This is a genomic window from Candidatus Brevundimonas colombiensis (assembly GCA_029202665.1).
Taxonomy (GTDB): Bacteria; Pseudomonadota; Alphaproteobacteria; order Caulobacterales; family Caulobacteraceae; genus Brevundimonas; species Brevundimonas colombiensis.
Map to the genome: position 1 here is coordinate 73,091 of CP119326.1, position 21,846 is coordinate 94,936.

A 21,846-nucleotide genomic window follows, 5' to 3' on the forward strand; every position below is an offset into this window, starting at 1 on the left:
CCTGTCCTCCTCAGGTCTCGCTCAGGGTGAAGCCGCCTGAACGATCGACAATGACGTGCGCAAAGCGACGCCACCGGCTGTCGCGGGCCTTGATGTCCGCCATCTGATGGTAGTCGCAGGTCAGCATGGTTTTCGTGGCCTCGACAATCAGGAAGCCGTGGTCGCGGACATGGGCGAAGCGCACATCTGCGTTCTTCGCCACCAGGGCCCGTTCGGCGATCTCATAAATTCGGGGATCGGGACTGATGGTCTCATATCCGCCGGGCGAGGTGATGCTGCCTGCGCCGAACTCGACGCCGACGACGCTTTCATCGCGCGGATCATGCAGGCGGTTGCCCCAGAACATGTGAGAGTCGCCGCTGAGGACGGCCAGGTGGGCGCCGCTGCGCTTCACGGCGTCATAGAGACGCAGACGTGCGGCCGGATAGCCGTCCCAGGCGTCCAGATTGATCGGCAGGCCCAGCTTCGTGCTTTCCAGCCAACGCCGCGCGCCGGGCTGCGCCATGGCCTGCTCCAGCATGTCCGGCGGCATGACAGCCATGAAATCCGGTGCGCGCATCCGCGCCATGATCACTTGGTTGGCCAACATCTGCCAGGCGCAGCCGCGCGCCACCGATGCGGTCAAGGCCTGCTCTAGCCAGGCTTCCTGGGTCGCGCCCATCATGGAGCGTTCCGGTCGGTTCAGAACTTCTGCCTCAAAACGCGCGGCGTCGGGACGCCCTTCTGCATCGAAAATCATGTCGCGCGAGGCGCTGGGCGCCCTGGTGCGTCCGGTCAGGCGCGTTTCGATGGCGATCAGCGACAGAAGATCGCCGAAATCATACACCCGGTTCAGCACATAGGCCGGGCGACCGAACGGCGGATCGCGCATCGGCAGCCACTCGAAATAGGCCTGGATCGCGGCGTCCCGACGCCGATCCCACGGCCCCTCTGTCGCCTCGTCATGAGCTGAGGAGCCGCCCATCCAGCTGTTGTTCGCGGTTTCGTGGTCGTCCCAGACCGTGATGAAGGCGGCGCGCGCATGGGCGGCCTGAAGATCGGGATCGGCGCGGTACTGGGCGAAACGTCGACGATAATCGTCCAGCGTGACAATCTCATGGGCCGGATCATGTTCGCGGCCCAGAGCCTTGCTCTCGGGTCCGCCATAGCCGTCGACGCCGTACTCATAGATGTAGTCGCCAAGATGGACGACAGCATCCACCGGCTGCTCCAGTTCAGCGATTGCGCGATAGGCGTTGAAATAGCCGAAACCGTAATGGGAGCAGGAGACGACCGCCAGACGCGCCCGTTCGACCCCGCCTTGCGGCAGGGTGCGCCCGCGTCCGACCGGCGACACGGCGTCCGCGCTGTGGAAGCGATAGAAATAGTCGCGCCCCGCGCGTAGCCCCCCGACATCGACCTTGACCGTGTGGTCGCGCGCCTGGGCCGCTTGGGTCGCGCCGGACTGGATGACGCGCGTGAAATCCGCGTCCTCGGCGACCTGCCAACTCAAACGCGCCGTTGCGCCCTGCCCGACCGCCCGCGTCCAGATGACCAGGCCGTCCTGGGTGGGATCGCCGCAGGCCACGCCATGGGTGAAGGCCGCCGGGTCAAGGTCGCCCCCTTGCCCTCCGGCCATGACGGCCGTTGGCGCCGCCAGAGCCGCGCCGCTCCCCAACAGGCTGAGGAGGCCCCGGCGTGAGGGACCGGTGATCTGGGTCATGGGAACTGTGCTTTCTGGCGAGCAGTGCGCCGATAGGCGACGCGAAAAGGCGTCCGGCGGCGGATCGCGTGTCCGCCGCCGGTTTCAGGCGTTCAGGGTTCAGAAGCGATAGGCCAGGCTGACGCGGAACATGCGCGGCAGGCCCGGCATGACGGCGACTTCCTTGTAGACCTCGGCCGAGGGCGTGAAATATTCCTCGTCGAACAGGTTATCGATATTGGCCGACAGGGTGATGTCGCGCACCTTCACGAAGGCCGCCGCCTTGGCCAAGGTGTAGGCAGGCAGTTTGAGGCTGTTTTCCAGCACGCCGCCCGTCTCGGACACATAGGTGGCGCCGAGCGTCAAACCCGCGCTGGCTTCCGATCCCATCAGGCTGAACCGCTCGGTCGTATAGGCGCCGAACAGGCTGAACACCGTATCAGGCATGGTGCGGACCACATAGCCGTCGGCCAGTTCCGCAAACGTGCCCGCATTGTTGACCGCGAAGGTGCCGCCATAGGCCTTGGCCGGGTCCAGGCCGAACTGCTCGGGACGAAGCTCCAGATATTCGCCCTTGCCCTTGCCCGGCGCATCGACCCGGGTCTCCTGAAGGGTCAGGGCCGTGGTGAAGCTGAGTTTGTCGGTGGCCAGCCACTGGGCCTCTAGCTCGAACCCTTCCGCGGTCGTCCCGCTGATATTGCCGACGGTGTCGGTCTGGCGGCGGAACTGCTCATAATAGGCCGCGCCGCCGAACAGCGCGCCGTCGAACAGCGAGAATTTGACGCCCGCCTCCTTCAGTTCGGACGGAGAGATGAACAGGTTGCTCGACACCGTCCCGACGGACACGCCGCCGGTCTGTGTGGATTCGAGCGAGCGCGGCTTGGCGAAGGTCGCATAGGGCGTCAGGCCCCACGGCGTTTCATAACGCGCGGACACGGACCAGGTGACGGCGTCGTCGCTGTTTTCGACCCAGGTGTTCTTGAGGCCGAACACCGTCTCGCCCTTGTTGATCGCCTTGACGTCGTAATCGTCCCAGCGAAGCCCCGCCAGGATGCTGAAGCGGTCGTAAAGGGTGATGTCGCTCATGGCGAAAACGGCGCGGCTGTTCCACCGCATCTCGTGACGCGAGTCCCACATCTGCTCGCCGTTCACGACGCGCGGAGAGGCGATGCGGTCGCCAGCAGTCGACCCCCGCGACAGATCGCGACGGTTCAGCGCGATATAGCCGGACAGGAAGGATTCATATTGCTGGGCCGTGTGGCTGCGATAGCCGACCCCGACAATGGTGTCGGCGCTGACATGCTGGCCGAAGCGCGATGGGAAGCTGTAGGTCGCGCGCCCCTCGATGGCCCGCGCGTCATAGTCGGCGGCGAAGCCGAAGCTGTTGAAACGCTGGTTTTCGACGTCATCCATGAAGGCCTTGAAGGCCAGGACCGAGCCGTTGGCCATCGTCTTCTGCACGCCCGCATAGGCGGTGAAACTGAGGCTGTCGTTGTAATCCACGGCGTCGGCCATGACGTCGCGGCGGCTCAGTTGAGTCGTGCCCACGCCTTCATCCAGCGCGAACTTCGGATTGTTCTTGCCGCCATATTCCTTGATCTGGCGGATGTTGGACGTACCGCCCCAGGCGCCGAAAGCCGCGTCGATTTCGCCGTATTCGACCATGCCAGAGCCGTCGAGATCGACCAGGTCGGTGTCGCGTCCGGTGATATAGACGCCGTTGTCGATCAGGTCCTGCGTCACCCGGTTCCAGCCCGGCGACTGGATGCGGCCCGTTTCCTTGAAGCGCATCAGATTGACCTCGCCCGACCAGCCGCCGCCGAAGTCGCCGACATAGGTGGCCTGAAGATTCAGGTGTTCCGGGTGGACATTGCGGTAGTAGGAATCGGAGTCCTCGCGTTCGACATAGAAGGCGAAACCGCCGTCGCCGACAGGGACCACCAGATCGGCCGCCGCATTGCGACGCCCATAGGAGCCGACCGTCACGTTAACGCCGCCGCCCAACTCGTCGGCGTAGCGGGCGTCCACGCCCCGCGCCGACTTCGGCACGAAGTTCAAAAGGCCGCCGACCTTGCCGGGGCCATAGATCGGGGACGACGGGCCGCGCAGCACCTCCACATAGGCGGCGGCGCCCAGATTAGAGGAAAAATTGCCCCGGTTCTCGATCCGCTTGAAGCCCTGGAAATAGGTGTCGGCCAGGGTGCCGCGCACGTTCAGATTGCCCGGGACGCCAAAAAAGCTGGCCGTATAGGCGCCCGGCACAGCGGCGACCAGATCATCGACATTCTCCATGCCATAGCGGGCGATGGTGTCCGAACTGACGCGCGACGCCGAACGGGGCGTTTCCTGAAGCGAGCGGTCCAGACCGGAAAAGCTGTCGGTCGCGCCCTTCTGAAGGCGGCTCAAGGGGTCGAAACGCGCCGCCACGATGACGTCGCCCAGTTGGGTGGCTTCGGCCCGCGCCTCGGCCGCCGAAATGATGACATAGGCGCCGTTGGCATCCTGGCGGAACGTCAGATTGGCGCCTTCCAACAGGCGCGACAGGGCCTCGGACGTCGTCATGGCGCCGGACAGGACGCTGGCGCGACGGTTCTCCAGCGACACACGCGGGGCCAGGATCATGTCGCCGGTCTGTTCGGCAAGGGCCACTACGGCGCGATCAAGCGCCTGGGCCTCGATGCGGATCTGATGAATCTGCGTGGCTGCCGGGGCGCGGCCCTGGGTTTGAGCCTGGGCCAAGACGGGCTGGGCGGCGAACGCCAGCGCGATCACGGCCGCAGAGCCCATGATGGCGCCCTTCAACCTGGAACGATGAAACATCACGGTAATCCCTAGACATTGATGCGAAGCCCGCAGCCGACACGGCCCCCCAAAAGCTTCGACGCCGCCTAGACGCGCCTGCTCTCGCGCCCTTCCAGCGATCCCGTCGATTTCATCAAATCTTCAAGAAGCTTCAGCGTTTCAGGATCAGCGTGACCTCGCCGTCGGCGTCGGACCGGCGCGTCAGACGCCCGCCCATTTCATTGGCGAGGCTTTCCAGCGCCTGAGGAATCTGCTCGATCGTGAAGGCGGCAGTGACCTTCTGCGCCGCCAGTTCGGGCGAGGCGACGACCACGCTCGGCCGGTAGTAGCGGTTCACATCCGCAACCACCTCCGACAGCGGCTGGTCGATGAAGCTGAACCTTTGGCGTCGCCATGGCGCCACGGCGGCCGGATTAATTGCTGTCCGTCTCAGCACGTCCTGATCCAGAACCGCACGCTCGCCCGCACCGAGGATCATCTGTTCGCCCGACGCCTTGGCGGTCACGCGCACACGTCCTTCTTCAACGAAGACTTCCGCTCTCTTTTCGCCGACCCGGACCTCGAAGGCTGTTCCCAGCGCCTCCACCACCAGTCCAGCGCCGACGACCCTGAAGACGCGGCTCTGATCATGGGCGACGTTGAAGAACGCCTCGCCGGCATCCAGACGCATCAGTCGCTCATGGTCGCTGAAGCGCGTTGAAAGCACCGTGTCGCCGCCTAGAGACACCCGCGACCCATCCTGCAAGGCCATGTGGCGGATTTCGCCCACCTCGGTTTCGAAACGCCGTGTCGTTCGCCCGAACCCGTTGATCGCCAGAGGCGCCGCCGCAACACCGGCGACGGCCGCCGCCAGTCCAACGAGGCCGCGGCGCGTGAGACGATGACGAGCGTTTTGCGTCGTCAACTTGTCCGGTGACGCAAGAGAGGCCCGCCGTGAGCCGTCCACGCCCGGACTGGCGGGGTTCAGGCTGTCCTGGTTCAGACGCGTCGACCAATCGAGTCCGGCCCACAGGGCCTCGGCTTCGGCATAGGCCTGCGCGTGGTGCGGCGACGCCGCCAGCCAGAGATCAAACGCGCGCCCGTCCGCAGGGCTGAGGCCGCCCCCGCAACGGCGTGACAGCCATTCCATCGCCTGTTCGATCGGCGGGACTTCATCGCATCCTGTCATGCCGCCTCCGTCGCGCGCGCCTTCACGGCGCGACGAAGTTCGATCAGGGTCCGCGTGATCGTGCGGCTGATGTCCGCCGGCGACCGTCCTGTCAATCGTGATATCTCCGCATAGGTCAGGCCTTCGATGCGGCTCAGCCGCAGCAGTTCGCGGGCCTGGGGCGCAAGCTCCGCTATGCCGCGCTCAAGCGCCTCCTGCGCCTCGCGTTGCAGCAGCACCTCTTCGGGACTGAGTTCGTGGTGCACGGGTTCCACCTCGGCCAGCGCCTTCCAACGCCGCTTCTGACTGTCGGCGCGGCGTATGGCGTCCTTCAGGGCGTTGCGCGCCATGACGAACAGAAAGGCGCGGGGGTCCGCCACCTGATCCCGATCCTCCAGCGTGCTGAATCGCAGGAACGCCTGCTGCATTGCGTCGTCGACGCCGTCCTGCTCGGCGCCGTAACGTCGAACCAGAGCCGTGCGGATGTCGACGCCATAGCGCGCAAGCAGGTAGTTCAGCGAACGCCTGTCCCGCTGGCCGGTGACCTGTTTTCCATCCGCCATGGACCTGCCGCGACACGCTCAAACACGCCTTGCCTTGACGTTACGCGATGACAGGACGCTGATATTTTGAAGTCAAAGGCGTGAAAGAATCCGCCAGGACCGACGAAGACCGGCCTGGCGGCCCAGCTCAGTACGACAAACCGAACCCGCCGCCCCAGACGCAAAGCCGTCTTTGTCACGCCCCTGTTGAGGAGGCGTGGTTCACAGTCGTTGTGTGAAGGATGGCCGGTTCCTGACGCCGCCCACGGAGATCGATCATGAGCGCCCTTATCATCGCCCTGCTTCTGGGCGCGTCGCCTTGCGAGCCGACCGCCGCCGATGTGCGCGCAGCGGGCGGAGATGCGTGCGCGCGGGCGTGGATGGACCGATCGCTGCGCATGAACGACATAGCCGTGGTCGGAACCCACAACAGCTACAAGCTGGCCATTCCCGAGGCGGAACTGGCGGCGATGACGGCGGTCAATCCCGCCGCCCGGGGCCTGGATTACAGCCACCGTCCGCTGGTGGAGCAGTTGGACGCGGGCGCACGTCAGCTTGAGATCGACGTGCTGAACGATCCCGACGGCGGCCGATATGCGCGGCCCGCCTCGGCCCTGGGCGGTCCGGGTCATGAGGCGCCGACCAGTCCGAGTTTCCGCGCCGCCATGACGCAGCCGGGAATGAAGGTCCTGCACATGCCCGATGTGGATTTCCGCGCCTCCTGCCTGACCTTCACGGCCTGCCTGACGCAGATCCGCGACTGGTCGACCGCGCACCCCGACCACGCGCCCATCCTGATCATGCTGAACGCCAAGACCGGCAGCCCCTCCATGCCGGGGGGCGTGGCGCCGCTGGCGTTCGACGCCGCAGCCTGGGACGCGCTGGACGCCCAAATCCGGGCGGTCTTCGATGCAGGCCGTCTGATTACGCCGGATCAGGTGCGGGGTAACCACGCGACCCTGCGCGACGGCGTGCTGGCCGGGGGCTGGCCGACGCTGGGTCAGGCGCGCGGCAAGGTGTTCTTCGCCCTGGACGAAGGGCCCGAGAAGGTCGGCGCCTATTCCGCAGGACGCCCGTCGCTTCAAGGACGGGCGATGTTCGTCAATACCGACGAGGCCAGCCCGGCCGCCGCCTATCTGACGCTGAACGACCCCGTGGTGCAAAAGGACCGCATTCAGGCCGCCGTGCGTCAGGGCTTCATCGTCCGCACCCGCGCCGACGCCGACACCGTAGAGGCCAGAACCGCAGACATCAGCCGTCGCACGGCCGCCTTCGCCAGCGGCGCGCAATATGTATCGACCGACTACTACTGGGCCGACCCACGGTTCCCCGCCTATGAAGCCCGCCTGCCCGGCGCCCAGGCGGCCGCCTGCAATCCCGTTCGAACAGAGGCGCGGTGCGACGGGCTGGCGGTCGAGATGGTCGCGGGCGCGCCGGTTCGGGGCTATCTGTCGCCAGCGGATCGGCCGGATCTGACCCAGGTCCTGGCCCCGCCGCCCGCGCCCGGCTCGCCCCGCGACCGCGCCAACGCCGAGATTTTCCGCGAGACCCGCGCCCTTCAGGGCGGGGCGCGCTGGCGACTGGCGACCGCAGACGTCGATGGCGACAAATACGATCATTTCGCCCAGGCGCTGGGCGTGCGGCTGACGCCCGAGACGGCGCCGGTGCTGACCGCTCTTCTGGACCGCTCAGGAAATGACCGGTCGGTCGTCGGCCTGGCCAAGGATTACTGGGGGACCAAACGTCCCTATATCGGTACGGACCTGCCGATCTGCGAAGCCAAGAGCGACCATCTGGCGGGCAATCCCGACTATCCGTCCGGCCACTCGGCGCATGGCATGCACATCGCCATGATCCTGGCCGAACTGGCGCCGCAGCGGGCCGATGCGCTTTACGCGCGCGGACGCGAGTTCGCCGAAAGCCGCTTCATCTGCGGTTCGCACAGCTACAGCGCCGTCGAGGCGGGCATACTGTCCGGCGCGGTCCTCTATGGCGCCGAACAACGCTCGGAAACCTTCCGGCGCGACATGGAGGCGGCGCGCGCCGAGGTTCAGGCCGCGCTGGCCAAGGCCCGTTCGGACACGGGCACGTCGCCGAACACGACAACCCGGTGAAGATTGAATGAAATCAACCGTCACAGATTGAGGGGCGAGGCTGCGGCGTCGTTGAGGGCGGTAGATCGGCCGGCATGACGCCGTGGATCGGTCGTCGCGTTTCGCAGGTGAAGCGCGTCATGTTCTCTGGGGGTCTGTCCAAATGAAGAACCGAATTCTCGGCACGACGGCGCTTGTCGTCGCGACCGTTTCGCCTTTCGCCGCCTTCGCCCAAACGGCGGGTCAGACGCAGGGGCAAGCTCAGGGCGACGTCGCCCAGGTGGACGAGATCATCGTCACCGGCAGCTATCGCCGCAGCCTGGAACAAGCCGTCGATATCAAGCGCAAGACGGTCGGTTTCTCGGACTCGATCGTGGCCACCGACGTCGCCAACTTCCCCGAGCAGAACCTGGCCGAGGCGCTTCAGCGCATGCCGGGCGTGACCATCGAACGCAACAAGGGTCTGGGCCAGCGCGTGTCGGTGCGCGGCCTGCCCGGCGAGTTCACCTTCGTCACCATCAACGGTCTGGCCACGGCCTCGGGCAGCGGCGGCCGCGATGTGGAGTTCGACATCTTCGCGTCCGAAATCATCCAGCAGGTGACGGTGCAGAAGTCGCCTCGCGCGGCGGACGAGGAAGGCGGCATCGCCGGCTCGGTCAACATCTCGACCGCCCGCCCCTTCGATTACGAAGGGCGCCGCATCGTCGCGTCCGCCGAAGGCGCCTACAACTCCATCTCCGAGAAGACCGATCCGAAACTGTCCTTCCTGGCCAGCGACACCTGGGGCGACTGGGGCGGTCTGGTGTCCTTCTCGACCGCACGCCGCACCAACCGCACCGACTCCGAATCCGGCATCAACTTCCGCCCCCTGACCCGTTTCCTGGCCACATCGACCGGCGCGCGGGGCGCCCAGGCCCAGGCCGTGCTGGCGCGCGACGCGGGCGTCATCGTTCAGAACCGCGCCAACACCGCCGAGACCGACCGGATCATCTTCCAGGACAAGGTCGGCGACCGCGCCTATCTGAACACCCAGGACCAGTGGGGCGGCGCCGTGTCGCTTCAGTATCGTCCCTCGACCACCTTCAGCCTGGCCTTCGACGCCCTGATCGGCCGCTATGAGACGACCGAGGACCAGTATGATGCGGCGGCCTATTCAGCCTCCAGCCGGTCGACGCTTGAGACCATCCATGAGTTCGACAAGACGACCCTGGCCGACCAGGGCCTGGTGGTGCTGCGCGACGTCTCCTACACCGCCACCCAACACGAAATGCTCAGCAAGGAGCAGATCAACGAGACCGACTATCGCCAGTTCGGGACCGAGTTGAACTGGCGCGGCGACAGCTGGAAGCTTCACGCCCTGGCTGGCTATTCCGGCGCCGAGAAGACGCTGGACTACGCCAATCTGAAGCACGTCGCCTATGCGCCGTCGCGGACGCGCTGGACGGCCGATGGTGGCGAAACGATCAAGAGCGCCAACCCCGCCTCGATCGACATGTACAACAGCCCCGACCGCTATCTGTTCGAGGCCTATGAGACGACGCTGGAGCATATCAAGGACGACAAATACGCCGCCCAGATCGACTTCACCCAGTATCTGAGCCTGAACTTCTTGCCGGCCCTGACCAGCATCCAGGTCGGCGCGCGCTACACCGACAAGTCCAAGGAACGCCAGTATGGCGAACTGAAGGTCCAGGGCACGGGCGCGGGCCGTGTCGACTATCTGAACCGGCCGATGTCGCAGAGCGAACTGACGGCCATCGGCGATCTGGTTCCCGGCGGCCGTTTCCGCGTGCGCGACCTGAACTGGAGCCAGGTGTCCAACGACTACGCCCGGCGCACCTTCCGCTACGACGGCTTCTACACGCCGTTCAACGTCGGCGACTATTACGAGGTGTCCGAAAAGGTTCTGGCCCTTTACGCCATGGCCGACCTGAACTTCGACATCGGTCCCGTGCCGGTTTCGGTGAACGGCGGCGTTCGCTACGTCGATACCTCGGTCACCTCCTCGGGCTATCACCAAATTCAGAAACCGAACGGTTCGACCGGCTATACGTCCGATCCGGTGTCCAGCGACGGCGATTATGACAAGGTGCTGCCGAGCATCAACGTGACGGCCGAACTGACCGACAGCCTGATCTTCCGCGCCGCCGCGTCCGAGACCCTGATGCGTCCGGCGCTGACCGATCTGGCCTACAAGCGCACGGCCAGCTTCAACTCGTTCCGCTTCACCGACGGCAACCCGAACCTGAAACCCACCTACGCCAAACAGTGGGAAGTCGGCCTGGAACAGTATCTGGGCGACGGCGGCCTGCTGGCGGTCTCTTATTTCTGGAAGGAGATCGAGGGCGTGGTGCGCCAGGCCCTGACCGGCACGGTGCCGAACGTCACCAAATACAACGCCAACGGCACCGTCGACGGCGTCTATACCTTCGACGTCTACCAGCCGATCAACGAGCCGGGTTCCTACGAGATCAGCGGGGTCGAACTGGTCGCCGTGGTCCCGTTCGGCCAGTTCTATGCGCCGCTGGAAGGGTTCGGGATCAACGCCAACTATACGATGCTGGATAGTTCTCTGACGGGATCGTCCAAGCTAGGCATTCCCACGCCGCCGGTCGGCCTGGCCGACAACACCTACAACGTCACCCTCTACTACGAGAACGCCAGGTTCCAGGCGCGGGCGTCCTATAACTACAAGGACAAATACGTCGAAGGCATCGGCTATGAGATGTATCCGATCTGGCGCGAGGGTTACGGCCAGGTCGATCTGTCCGCCAGCTATCGCGCGACCGACGCCCTTCAGATCAGTCTGGAAGGCATCAACGTCACCGACGAGGCGACCAAGGGCTATACGATGGACCCGTCCTTCCCCACGATGCGCGAACTGTCGGGACGCCGGATCAACCTGGGCCTTCGGATGGAGTTCTGATCCCGTCGTGGACCTGACCTGCGGCCCTCACCGCCGGGCGCGCGCATGACCCCCGTGCGTTCGCCGCGCGTCGACGCCTCCTCCTTCTCAGGGGGAGGCGTCTTTGCGCCTGCGCGCGACGCCGGGCTTGAGGCCGAGGTCAACCGTCTCCGCGCCGATCTGATCGCCTATCTGCTGCGCAAGAGCCGCAACGCCACTGAAGGCGACGCCGAGGACGTGGTTCAGGAAGCCTTCGCGCGCTTTCACCGCGCCGGTCACACGCTCGGTACGCCGGACGCCCGGCCCTTGTTGTTCGTCATCGCCCGCAACATCCAGCGCGACCGCTGGAAGGCCGATGGGCGCGAAACCGCGCGCCGCAGCGATCATGATGTCCACGATCTGGACAACGGCCCGCGCGGTCTGGCCAGCGCGACACTGGATGCGGAAACCGGCCTGATCCAGCGTCAGGACCTAGCCGCCGCCGCCGCCGTGATCCGGGCCCTGCCGCCCAAGACCCGCAGCGCCTTTCTGCTGCACCGGTTCGAAGCCCTGACCTATCGCCAGATCGCCGGACGGCTCGGCGTGTCGGTCAGCATGGTCGAGAAACATATCGCCGAAGCCCTCCGCCAACTGAAGAAATCGCGCGGCGACTGAGGTGTCGCTTCCCTGGATCGTTGTGTTTTGTAAGACGCGCCGCGCGGACAATCCGCCCGACGCATTGAAGAGGAAACCGCCACGCTGATGCTGCAGCGCCTGAACATCCTTCTCGCCGCCCGCCCCCGGACGGCCGAGGCGTGGCTGGCCCGCATGGCGCGGCCGGACGCGGGCGCGCACGATCAGGCTGCGCTGACGGCGTGGCTGAGGGCGGACCCCGACCACCTGCGCCAGTACGAACAGGCCAAGGCCGATCAGGCGGCGCTGGAACCGCTGCGAAGCGTCTTCGCCGACGACTTGGCGACGCTGCGCCGCAGCCCACGTCCATCGATGACACGCCGCACCTTGCTCGCTCCCGGTCTCGCCGCATCCGCCGTCGCCATCGCCGCCGTCGTTGTTCTGCCTTCGATGCTGAAGGATCAGGGTCGGCTCTATGAAGCCGCGTCCGGCCGGATCACAGACATCGCCCTGGAGGACGGCTCACGTATGACGCTGGACGCCGGGTCCGCCGTTCGTGTCGCCTTGCGCGACGACGCCCGCCGCGCGACGCTGGAACGGGGCGCAGCCTATTTCGAGGTGGCCCACAACGCCGCCCGTCCCTTCCAGGTGGCGGTCGGCGACCGCAGGGTGATCGTCACCGGAACCAAGTTCGTCACCGCCCTGACCGAAGACGGTGCGGAGGTCTCTCTGTTGCAGGGGCGGGTCGCGGTGGGAAGCCGTGATGCGACGGCCAGGGACGCACTGGCGAACGCCCTTATCTTGTCGCCGGGCGAGAGAGCCGATTTCACGCCCGGAAAACCCGGCATCCGCAAAACGACCGCCGACGTCGATACGGCGACGGCGTGGCGCAAGCGGCGGCTGGTGTTCCAGGATGCGCCGCTGTCGGTCGTACTTGCCGCCGTGGCCCGATACTCGGATCATCCCCTGGTCCTGACCGATCCTGCCTTGGGCCGCATGCGGGTGACGATGGTGCTGCCTCTGGAGGGCGAGGATGCGATCGAAGACCGGCTGACGGCCCTTTTGCCGATCCGCATGACGCCAAGCCCCGACGGCGCCCGGCGCATCGTCCGGGCCGATTGAAACAATGGGACATCGCAGACCTGTCACGGCGCTGCGCTAAGAGCGTCGCGGACCATTTTTCCGAGGCCAATCCGTGCGACCGCTCGCTGCATCGCTCTCCGGCGCACGATGCGTAATTTGCGGCGTCGCATGGGTGCTGGCTTGCGCGACCGGCCGACCCGCCTTTGCGCAGACATCGGCGCCGGTTCAAGCCTTCGACATCGACAGTCAGGACGCCTCTTCGGCCCTGTTGCGCCTCTGCGTGGAGGCCGGGTGCGAACTGGCCTTCATCCAACCGCCGCGCCACGGCGTGCGGACACGCGCGGTGAAGGGGCGAATGAGCTGGCGGGTCGCCCTGGCGCAGATGCTGGACGGGACCGACGTGCATTATCGGTTCGTCGGATCGCGCGGCGTGCGCATCTGGGTCGCCGCCCCATCCGCGCGGCCGACCGCGCCACGGCCGAACGCGCTGCGCCCATCTGAAACGACCGAACTGGAGGCTGTCGAGGTCGTCGGCCGCCTGTCTGACCGGATCGACCGGGCGCTGCGTCGCAAGCGCGACGCCGATGTCATATCCGACGGCCTGTCTTCCGAACGGCTCGGCGACCTGCCTTCCGCCAATCTGGCCGAGGCTCTTCAGCGCGCGCCGGGCGTGGCCATCGAGCGCGAGGTGGGCGAAGGCCAGTTCGTCAGCGTGCGCGGCCTGGGCCCGCTGTTTCAATCGGTCACGCTTAACGGCGTGCCGGTGGCCTTCAACGAGAACATCCGCAACTCGACCCAAAGCGGGCGACAGTTCCGGTTTCGCGCCCTGTCCGTCGATCTTCTGGCAGGCGCGCATCTGGTCAAGTCTGCGACGGCGGACATGACGGAAGGCGGCATCGGCTCCAACATCGACATAGAGACCACCGGCGGACTTGACGGCGATCCCTTCGTGACCCTGCGCCTGGGGGGCGAGCACACGCAGCGAAATGGACGCACCCGCCCCGGTTTCTCGTCGGCCGGTCGGTGGATTTCCGCGACCGGCGCGGTCGGCCTGGTCGCGGGCCTGTCGCAGGATCAGAGATCCGTCCGCTACGATCGGTTCCAGGTCATGCGATATGGCGATGTGCAGGTGGACGGCCGGCGACTGGCCGCGCCCAACGACCTGCGCACGACGGTCGAAAGCGAGGATCGCCGCCGTCGCAGCGCCTTCCTCGGCGCCGATTGGACCGTCGCGCCTGACGTTCGTCTGGATTTCGACGCCCTGGTCTCGAGCTTCGACAACGCCATCCGCGAGGACCGACTGGTCTTCGGCTTGGGCGAGCGGCTGGCGACGCCCGACGCCATTCAACGGATTGACGACGGGGTCGTCACGGCGGGCGTGATCGACGCCGGACGGATCGATAACAACACCGAGTTTTCCGACCAGTCCCACCTGAATTTCGCCGTTTCTCTCGGCGCGGACCTTGAGCGGGGGCCATGGCGGCTGCGTCCGCGCCTCAGCCTTTCCGGCGCCCATTCGGTTCTGGACACGCCGTTGGAGCGTCTCTCGGCCCAGTCGCCACAGGGCGTCGCCTACGCCTTCGACCTGGGCGACGCAGGCGAAGCGCGCCGGGCCGCACGACTGACGACCGATTTCAACCTGCTGGGCCCCGCTCAACTGGTGCTGGCGCAGTTGAATGTCAGGGCGGTGGAATCCCACGACAAGGACCTGACCGCCGCTCTTGACGCCCATCGCGACCTGGGACGCGCGCTGACGGGCTTTCGGTTTTCGTCGATCAAGACAGGCATCCAGTTTCGCACCCGCAGCCGTAACTATGATCGTCGCGATCGCCGTGCGGCGTTACGTGCAGGCCAGCAAGACCTGGCGAGCTTCTACGACGGCGTCACGCCGCAGGACGTCTTCGCCGATCTGGTCGCACGGCGTCCGGGCCCCTGGAGCACGCCAGGCTTTGACCGGGTTCGCGACGCCTTCACCCTGGGTCCAGAGCGCGAAGACGTCGTGTTCAGACCCGATGATCTGGCGCCGACCGGATCGGATCTACAGAACGCCTATCGCGTAAAGGAGGAGGTTGCGGCGGCCTATGTCCGGGTGGATTTCGACCGACGCCAGGCCGCCCTGCCCTATTCCGGCAACGCCGGTCTGCGGCTGGTCCTGACGCGCACCCATGTTCAGGGCGCACGGATGGCCGAGGTGGCGGGACAGGCCCAGGTCACGCCCCTGGCGCTCGACGGCGACCACGCGATCCTGTTGCCCAGTCTGAACATGGTCTTCCCCGTCACCGACGAAGTCGCCGTGCGTGTGGCGGCGTCACGCACGATCACCCGGCCGTCCCTGGCCGATCTGCGCGCCTCGACCGTGCCCGCCAGCGTCCTGGTGTCCAACATCTACGAGCGGGGACAGGCGGCCGTCGACCAGCCTGAGCCGGGTGTGATCTTCAGCGGGATCGGCGGCAATCCGGCGCTGACCCCCTATGTCTCGACCAACCTCGACCTGTCCTATGAGGTCACGGGCCGTCGGACCAGTTTCAGCCTGGCCCTGTTCCACAAGACGATCCACGACTTCATTCAAACCACTTCCGCGACCGAGACCTTGACGTTCGAGACGCGAACGGGTGCGGCGGTTCAGGCGGAGGTGCTGATGTCACGTCCACACAACGTCGGTCACGCCCGGGTCAACGGGCTTGAGGCGGGCCTGCACCATCGGTTCGGCGGCGGTTTAGGCCTCTGGGCCAGCGCCACCTGGACAAACAGCCGACTGCCGGACGGTGAACGCCTGACCGGCGTCTCCGACCTGGCGTGGTCGATCAACCCCTATCTTGAACGCGGGCCTTTCGAGATGAACCTGTCGTGGTCGTGGCGATCGGCCTTCCGTTCCGAGGCCGACCTGCAGGGCGGCGGTGTGTCCGCCTTCATCGTCGACGCAGCCGGCTATCTGGACGCTCAGGCCACCTATCGAATCACCGCCGACACGCGCCTGTCCATCGCCGCCACGAACCTGACCGACACACGCGACCTGGCCTACGACCGAACGCCCTCCCGCCTTCTCCAACTCGGTTCAGCAGGTCGACAGATGACGATCGGCCTGGAGTTCAACTGGTGAGAAAACAGGCCTGCGCTTTATCCCCTCAAGCTGAAATCAACACGCGCACCCGAAAAGACCGACGCGAGTCAAACTGAACATCAACGCAGTCGTGCGCTGACATGCCCACACCGCGACACGCGGTGGCGCCGCTGCCAGTGCTGGCAGTCCGACGATGGAAGACCTCCAGCGCGCATTATATCTGGTTGCGAGGGAGCGGACGCTCGGCTGGTCGAGATGCTGGCGCCAAGGCCGGCTCGGCGGCCGGCGCGTCCAGTTGCACGGCGATGCGGATCGGCAGCAGCATGTCGGCCGGCGGCGGCGTCAGACGACGACCCACGATCGCGCCGCGCAGGCTGGCGTTCGCTTCTTCATGGGCGAACGGGGGGAATGTGATGCGCGACACGGCGCCATCCGGGTCGATCCATACCCGCAACTCCAGCGGCGGCGTCGGCTGATCCACAGCCGGGCGTGTCTGGTCGAGATAGGTGCGGAACCGTGTCGCCGGCTCGCCGTCCTCGCCAAGCCAGGCGCTGATCGTGGTGGTCGCATCTTCTGCATAGCGCACCCATTCGGCTGGCGCCGCCCACGGACTGACGGTCTGGGCGGTGACATGCGCCGCACAAAGCCAGCCGCGAACATGCCCAGCCCGGCGAGCATGTCGCGTTTCCCTCTTAATGACCGCCTTGCGCAACTTGGGCCGACGGCTGTTGCGCCAGGCTCTGACGCTCGAAAGTGACAGTCTGGACGCGCGCATCAAGGCCACCCACCACATCTGGTGCCAGGTCGATCAAGCTGTGGTCCGCCGACTTAAGCTGCTGACGCCGCCGCCCGCGATGAGGCGACGGCGCATTGGAGTCAGAAGCTATAGCGCAGCCCGGCGCCATAGGTGGCCGGGGCGCCGACAAGCCGCGAGGCGCCGTTCAGCTCGGGGAAATAGACTTCATCGGTGATGTTGCGGCCATAGGCGTAAATGGCCCATTGGGTCGTGGTTTCCAACTCGAGGCGGGCGTTCAGCAGGGTATAGGCCTCGGCGGTGTTTCCCGGCGCGGCGTTCAGGCGGTTGGACTCCTCGCCGTGGTGCGAGACCGACAGGCGCGAGTTCAGGCGCCAGCCGTTGTCCAGCATCAGATTATGGTTCAGCGACGCCGTCGCCGTGACGTCGGGCGCCCCCGGCAGCGGATCCCCCACCGTCGACAGGACATCCGCGACGCGAGCGGAGCTGAACGACAGGATCTCCGTATCGAGGAAGGCCGCCGCCACGTCGAAGTCCAGGCTCTGGTTCGCGGTTTCCAACAGCACGGCGTTGACAGCGAACTCCACCCCCTTGCTCTCGGCCTCGCCCACGTTGGCGCGGCCGTTGGTGTCGTTGGCCAGGCGGGTCGTCGCCTGCAGTTCCTTGAACCGATAGGAGAAGGCGTCCACCGACACCCGCAGACGCGGCGTCGCCCAGCGCAGCCCCGTCTCATAGGCCGTCACCGTCTCTGAATCGAACGGCAAGGTCTCGGCCTGGGTGAAGATGGAGGTGCCGTCGAAGCCGCCGCCGCGATAGCCGGTTCCGGCGGAGACGAAGACGTTCAGACTGGGTGTGAAGGCGTATTTCGCAGTGACCCGGCCCGACACATTGTCGTCCTCGAACGACCGGTCCCAAACAAAGGGGTTGGTCGTGGCGAAGGTGGTGGTGAAGGTCGAGATGCCCCACGGGTTCAGGTCGTCGTTGCGGCCGCGGAAGGTCGCCTCGTCACGGGTGTAGCGCAGGCCGCCCGACAGGGTCAGCTTCGAGGTCAGATCGTAATCAACCTGACCGAACAGAGCCAGGCTGTTGCGGCTTTGCTTGTGCAGATTGTCGTATTTGGTCCGGGCCGTATAGCTGGTCCAGTGTGTGTCGAAGTCGATGTCGTCCGACACGTAGAAGACGCCCGCGATCCAATCCAGACGGCCGCCGGTGTCGTCGCTCAGGCGCATTTCCAGCGAGGTCTGGCTCAGCTTCTCGTCCGCATCGAAACGCGAGGCGGGATAGGGCGAGCCGTCGCCATTGCCCTGGATCGAGCGCTTGGCGCCTTGAGCATTGCCGATGACGGCCAGCATCAGATTGTCGCCCAGCCTGTGCTGCAACATGGCCGAGGCGCCGTAGATGTCGATGCTTTGGGTCGGATATTCGGACGAGTAGAACTCGTACGGATCGTCGTTCTCGCCGGCGTTGGCGATGTTGGTGTCCAGCGCGGCCGAGATGCGGTCGTACTGTCGCGTATCGCCCCGGTCCCGGCTGCCGAACAGTTTCAATGTCAGACTGGTCTCGGGGGTGAATGCAATCGCCACGGTCGCGCGACCTGCGAACAGATCCTTGTCGCCGAAGCCTTTACGTCGGCCCGGATCGACAATGGCCGGCACCTGGGTCTGGACCACGCCGCCGATGATCGGCCGGAAGCCCGCCAGATCGCCGGCCCCGGCGCCGGTCATGAAGCCGCCGCCCTGTTCGGCCAGCACGGCCACGCGCACGCCGACCTTTTCGCTGATCGGTCCACCGACGGCCGCTTCCATGGCGGTGTAGTCATAGCTGCCGACCTCGATCCGGCCAGAGCCTTCGACCACGTCGCCAGGCCCCTTGGTGATCACGTTTATGACGCCGGCCGTGGTGTTGCGGCCATACAGGGTGCCTTGCGGCCCCTTCAGGATTTCCATCCGGTCCAGGTCGAACAGCGGCAGGCCCAGATAGGCGTTCGAGGTCTGATAGACCCCATCGATGTGCAGGGCGACCGAGGGGTTGCCATTGGGTTTGTAATCGTCGGCCCCGCCGATGCCGCGGATGCTGATCAGACCATAGTTGGCGCCGCCAAAGGCATAGTTGATCGATACGCCCGGCACCTCGTCGACCAGGCCGGTGACGCTGTCGATGCCGCGCCGCGCCGCGTCGGCGCCGTCCACGACGGTGACGGCCAGCGGCACGTCCTGAATGCGTTGGGCGCGCTTCTGGGCGGTGACGATCACCTCGTCGAGGGTGGTGGCGTCGGCGGACTGGGCGACAGCTTGCGAAACAGAAAAGGTGCGCTCGCCGACCTGATCGGCGACCAGGGCCGACCCGGCCAGAATCTCGCGCAAGGCCTGGGCCGGCCGCATCATGCCGACCACGCGATTGCCACGCTTGCCGCGCACCAGCTCGGGGGCGAACACCACCTGCACATCCGCGGCGTGGGCGAAACTGGTCAACGCCGTTTCCAGCGACTGACCTTCGATGGCGAAGGCGACGGGTTGCGACGGCGGGGTCGCATTCTGGGCCAGCGCAGGCGATGCGCCGGCGAGCGCGACCACGGCGCTGCAGGCCAGCAGGCCCCGCTTCAGACGAGATGAGTTCGGCGAAAGATAGGTCATTGGCAGCCCCCGGAAAGAGTTCACCGACATCTCGCCGGTTCGCTCTCAGGAACGGACGCGCACCTGCGAGTCCCCACCCCGTCTTGGAAATTTCATCGAACCGTAGCCGTTCCTTCAGGCGTCCGGATGCGCCACACGCCGTCCGACGTCCGCTTCACCGACAGATCGAATCCGCTCGCCAGCGCCAGGGCGAATTCGCGTCCGCCGTCATATCGGAACGAGCCCGAGATCCGCTTCTGGCCCGCCGCGCTGTCCTCGATCGACAACTGTTCGCCGGAATAGCGATTGAAGGCGGCCACCACCTGCGACAGCGGTTGGTCGCGCACGACCAGCCGGCCCATGCGCCATGCGGTCTCAGCTTCGACATCCGCTGCGGTCACTGTAAAGCCATCGCTCTTCCGCCCCGCAGGCACGCGCACGGAGGCCTTGCCGCCGTGTCGTTCGGCGACCGTCAGCACGCCCTGTTCGACCACGACGTCAGGCCGATCGCCCGCTACGGTCAGTTGAAACCGTCCTCCTTCTGTCGTCAGCACATGGTCGCCGACACGCAGGGCGAACGGGCGGGCCGCGTCTGGTTTCAGATCGAACCAGGCTTGACCCCGCTCCAGCGTGGCGGAGCGTCTTCCGTTCTCGAAGCTCAGCCTCAATCGCGTCAATGGCGCCAGGGTGACCTCCGACCCATCCGGCAAGGTCGCATTCAGCCTTTGCCCCGCCTTGGTCGAGATCAAGGCGCGGGCCGGCGATGGCGCCGTCAGAACCCAAAGCCCCGCGCACGACGCGGCCACCGCTCCGCCTGCAAGGCCGAACATCGCCCGACGCGACAGACGTGGCTCGACCTGTCCCAGCGCGGCCGCACGCAGGGCCAGCACCTCAGGCTCGGCCGCCTCGTCGTTCAGCATCCGCCAGACCGTCTGGCAGTCTCGATAGGCGGCGACATTGGCCGGATCGGAATCCAGCCAGCGCCGAAACCCGGCCTCGTCCTCCACGCTCGGCGTCACACCGCCGTTCATGCGCGCGAACCAGAAGGCGGCGGCGTCGCCGGCGTCGACAGGGATGGAAACCATCAACGCCTCCCCTCGATCAAATCGAGCTTCAGCGCCGTCATCGCACGCACCATGTGTTTTTCGACCGCGCTGACGGAAATGCCCAACCGACGCGCGATCTGGGGATAGGTCAGGTTTTCCAGCCGCCGCAGGATCACCACCGTGCGCGCCCTTGGCGGCAGGGCCTCCAAGGCCGCCAACATCCGCTTCAACTGCTGCTTCCCATCCAGAATCTGTTCGGCGCCCGGCTCTTCGCTTTCCGGCCTCAGGTCGTCGATATCGACATGTCTTCCCTGGCCGCGCGCCTGGTCATAGCGACCCCGATCCCGCGCCACGTTCGCGGCCGCCTCGAAGACATAGCCATCGATATTGTCCAGGCTGAACAGGTCGCCGCGCCGCAGCAGACGGACGAACAGATCCTGAACCATCTCCTCGGCGTCCATCGGCGACATGGCCCGGCGCAGGAAGAACTGCATCAGCGGTCGTCGCAGACGGCGGGTCAGGTCCGCGAACGCTGCGTCGGTGGACAGCCGCTCGGACAGGGCCGCCGCAGCGTCGCGTGTTTCTACCGGCTGGTTCATGAGACGCCCAGATGAGGCCGAACCGTCACCGCCTGATGTCGAATGGACGACAGTTCCGTTTCACGCCTTCCGCCTGCGGTCGAAGGCGATCGATGGCCTAAGCGAACTGGCGCGCACCGCCTCTGTGAACCTTGCAAAGCTCACGATCGGACAGGCGTCCCCAAAACGACTTGAAAACGCTTTGGCGCGGCGCTGCTGGGATCGGCGGTTCCGGCCCGGACAACACCTTTTTAATTCACCGTCGCCTTTGGAAGAACTCGACCGGCACGGTCAGGCTCAGAGGATCGCCCGCCACCTCCGCAGGCGGAGCTGGCAAAGGCTGGGCGCGTCGAAGCAGGCTGATGGCCTCTCGATCCAGGACGGCGTGTCCTGAAGATCGGGCGAGATCAACGGACAGAACCCGGCCGCGTCGGTCCATCGAGAAGCGCACCATGGCCACCCCCTCCAGCCGCTGTGACCGCGCTTCCGGAGGATAGCGTTTGCGGCGCTCCAGATGGGCCAGCACCTCGCCTTCCCAGGACCGGCTCGAAGCCGCACTGATGGCGGGATGGGCTGGCGGACTGGGCGGAGCCGTCGTCTCGGGCGCGGCGGGACGCGGCGGCGCGGGGTCAACAGGCGGCCGAGGCGGAGGCACGGATAATGGCTCCACATTCGGCGGCGGATTGAGGGCGAGACGAGGCTCAATCGGCGGACGAGGCGTGATCGGGCGGACCTTGGTCTCGATCTGCTCCGGCCCGGGCGGCTGTTCGGACGGCGGTAAGGGCGGGGCCTGAAGACGAACCAGTTCGACCTCGAACACCGGCGGCGCTTGCGTGACTGGCGTCGGACGCGTGGCCCAATAGCCCGCCATCAGCAGCAGGGGCGCGGCATGCAGCCCCACAGACAGTCCGACGCCCAAGACCCATCGGC

14 protein-coding genes are annotated in these 21,846 nt (G+C 66.1%); 5 read left to right on the forward strand and 9 right to left on the reverse strand.

Going from position 1 to position 21,846, the window contains the following annotated elements:
- Window positions 1–10: 10 nt before the first annotated feature.
- From P0Y50_00300 to P0Y50_00315, 4 genes are all read right to left on the reverse strand, one after another.
- Entirely contained in the window at window positions 11–1,702 is a 1,692-nt protein-coding gene (locus P0Y50_00300; protein WEK40079.1) for an alkaline phosphatase D family protein, read from the reverse strand.
- A 99-nt stretch (window positions 1,703–1,801) separates the two neighbouring features.
- On the reverse strand, window positions 1,802–4,501 hold the full coding sequence (locus tag P0Y50_00305; GenBank protein ID WEK40080.1) for a TonB-dependent receptor: 2,700 nt from the start codon (window positions 4,499–4,501) through the stop codon (window positions 1,802–1,804).
- Between the two features lie 133 nt (window positions 4,502–4,634).
- A complete protein-coding gene (locus P0Y50_00310; GenBank protein WEK40081.1) occupies window positions 4,635–5,651 on the reverse strand; it encodes a FecR domain-containing protein in 1,017 nt (338 codons plus the stop codon).
- The gene (locus P0Y50_00315; protein ID WEK40082.1) at window positions 5,648–6,193 is read right to left on the reverse strand and encodes a sigma-70 family RNA polymerase sigma factor; all 546 of its coding nucleotides are present in this window, start codon (window positions 6,191–6,193) and stop codon (window positions 5,648–5,650) included. Before P0Y50_00315 ends, P0Y50_00310 begins: the two co-directional genes overlap by 4 nt.
- Before the next feature lie 257 nt (window positions 6,194–6,450).
- Here P0Y50_00315 and P0Y50_00320 point away from each other — a divergent pair, with 257 nt between their 5' ends.
- The 5 genes from P0Y50_00320 (at window position 6,451) to P0Y50_00340 (ending at window position 15,965) form a co-directional block, all read left to right on the forward strand.
- A complete protein-coding gene (locus tag P0Y50_00320) occupies window positions 6,451–8,286 on the forward strand; it encodes a Ca2+-dependent phosphoinositide-specific phospholipase C (protein WEK40083.1) in 1,836 nt (611 codons plus the stop codon).
- Window positions 8,287–8,428: 142 nt separating this feature from the next.
- Window positions 8,429–11,191: a TonB-dependent receptor gene (locus P0Y50_00325; protein WEK40084.1), complete on the forward strand. Its 2,763-nt coding sequence runs from the start codon at window positions 8,429–8,431 to the stop codon at window positions 11,189–11,191.
- Window positions 11,192–11,236: 45 nt separating this feature from the next.
- Window positions 11,237–11,824 carry an RNA polymerase sigma factor gene (locus P0Y50_00330; protein WEK40085.1) on the forward strand — a complete coding sequence of 196 codons (588 nt, stop codon included), beginning with the start codon at window positions 11,237–11,239 and terminating at the stop codon, window positions 11,822–11,824.
- Window positions 11,825–11,911: 87 nt separating this feature from the next.
- Window positions 11,912–12,904: a FecR domain-containing protein gene (locus P0Y50_00335; protein ID WEK40086.1), complete on the forward strand. Its 993-nt coding sequence runs from the start codon at window positions 11,912–11,914 to the stop codon at window positions 12,902–12,904.
- Window positions 12,905–13,037: 133 nt separating this feature from the next.
- Window positions 13,038–15,965: a TonB-dependent receptor gene (locus P0Y50_00340; GenBank protein WEK40087.1), complete on the forward strand. Its 2,928-nt coding sequence runs from the start codon at window positions 13,038–13,040 to the stop codon at window positions 15,963–15,965.
- A gap of 175 nt (window positions 15,966–16,140) precedes the next feature.
- Here P0Y50_00340 and P0Y50_00345 read toward each other — a convergent pair whose 3' ends face one another.
- The 5 genes from P0Y50_00345 to P0Y50_00365 form a co-directional block, all read right to left on the reverse strand.
- A complete protein-coding gene (locus tag P0Y50_00345) occupies window positions 16,141–16,512 on the reverse strand; it encodes a hypothetical protein (protein ID WEK40088.1) in 372 nt (123 codons plus the stop codon).
- A gap of 290 nt (window positions 16,513–16,802) precedes the next feature.
- The gene (locus tag P0Y50_00350) at window positions 16,803–19,313 is read right to left on the reverse strand and encodes a TonB-dependent receptor (protein WEK40089.1); all 2,511 of its coding nucleotides are present in this window, start codon (window positions 19,311–19,313) and stop codon (window positions 16,803–16,805) included.
- Window positions 19,314–19,405: 92 nt separating this feature from the next.
- Complete coding sequence (locus P0Y50_00355) at window positions 19,406–20,377, reverse strand: FecR domain-containing protein (protein ID WEK40090.1); 972 nt, start codon at window positions 20,375–20,377, stop codon at window positions 19,406–19,408.
- Window positions 20,377–20,937 (reverse strand): sigma-70 family RNA polymerase sigma factor, encoded by a 561-nt coding sequence (locus P0Y50_00360; protein WEK40091.1) that lies wholly within the window; start codon window positions 20,935–20,937, stop codon window positions 20,377–20,379. Before P0Y50_00360 ends, P0Y50_00355 begins: the two co-directional genes overlap by 1 nt.
- Window positions 20,938–21,172: 235 nt before the next feature.
- The gene (locus tag P0Y50_00365) at window positions 21,173–21,817 is read right to left on the reverse strand and encodes a TonB family protein (GenBank protein ID WEK40092.1); all 645 of its coding nucleotides are present in this window, start codon (window positions 21,815–21,817) and stop codon (window positions 21,173–21,175) included.
- Window positions 21,818–21,846 lie beyond the last annotated feature (29 nt).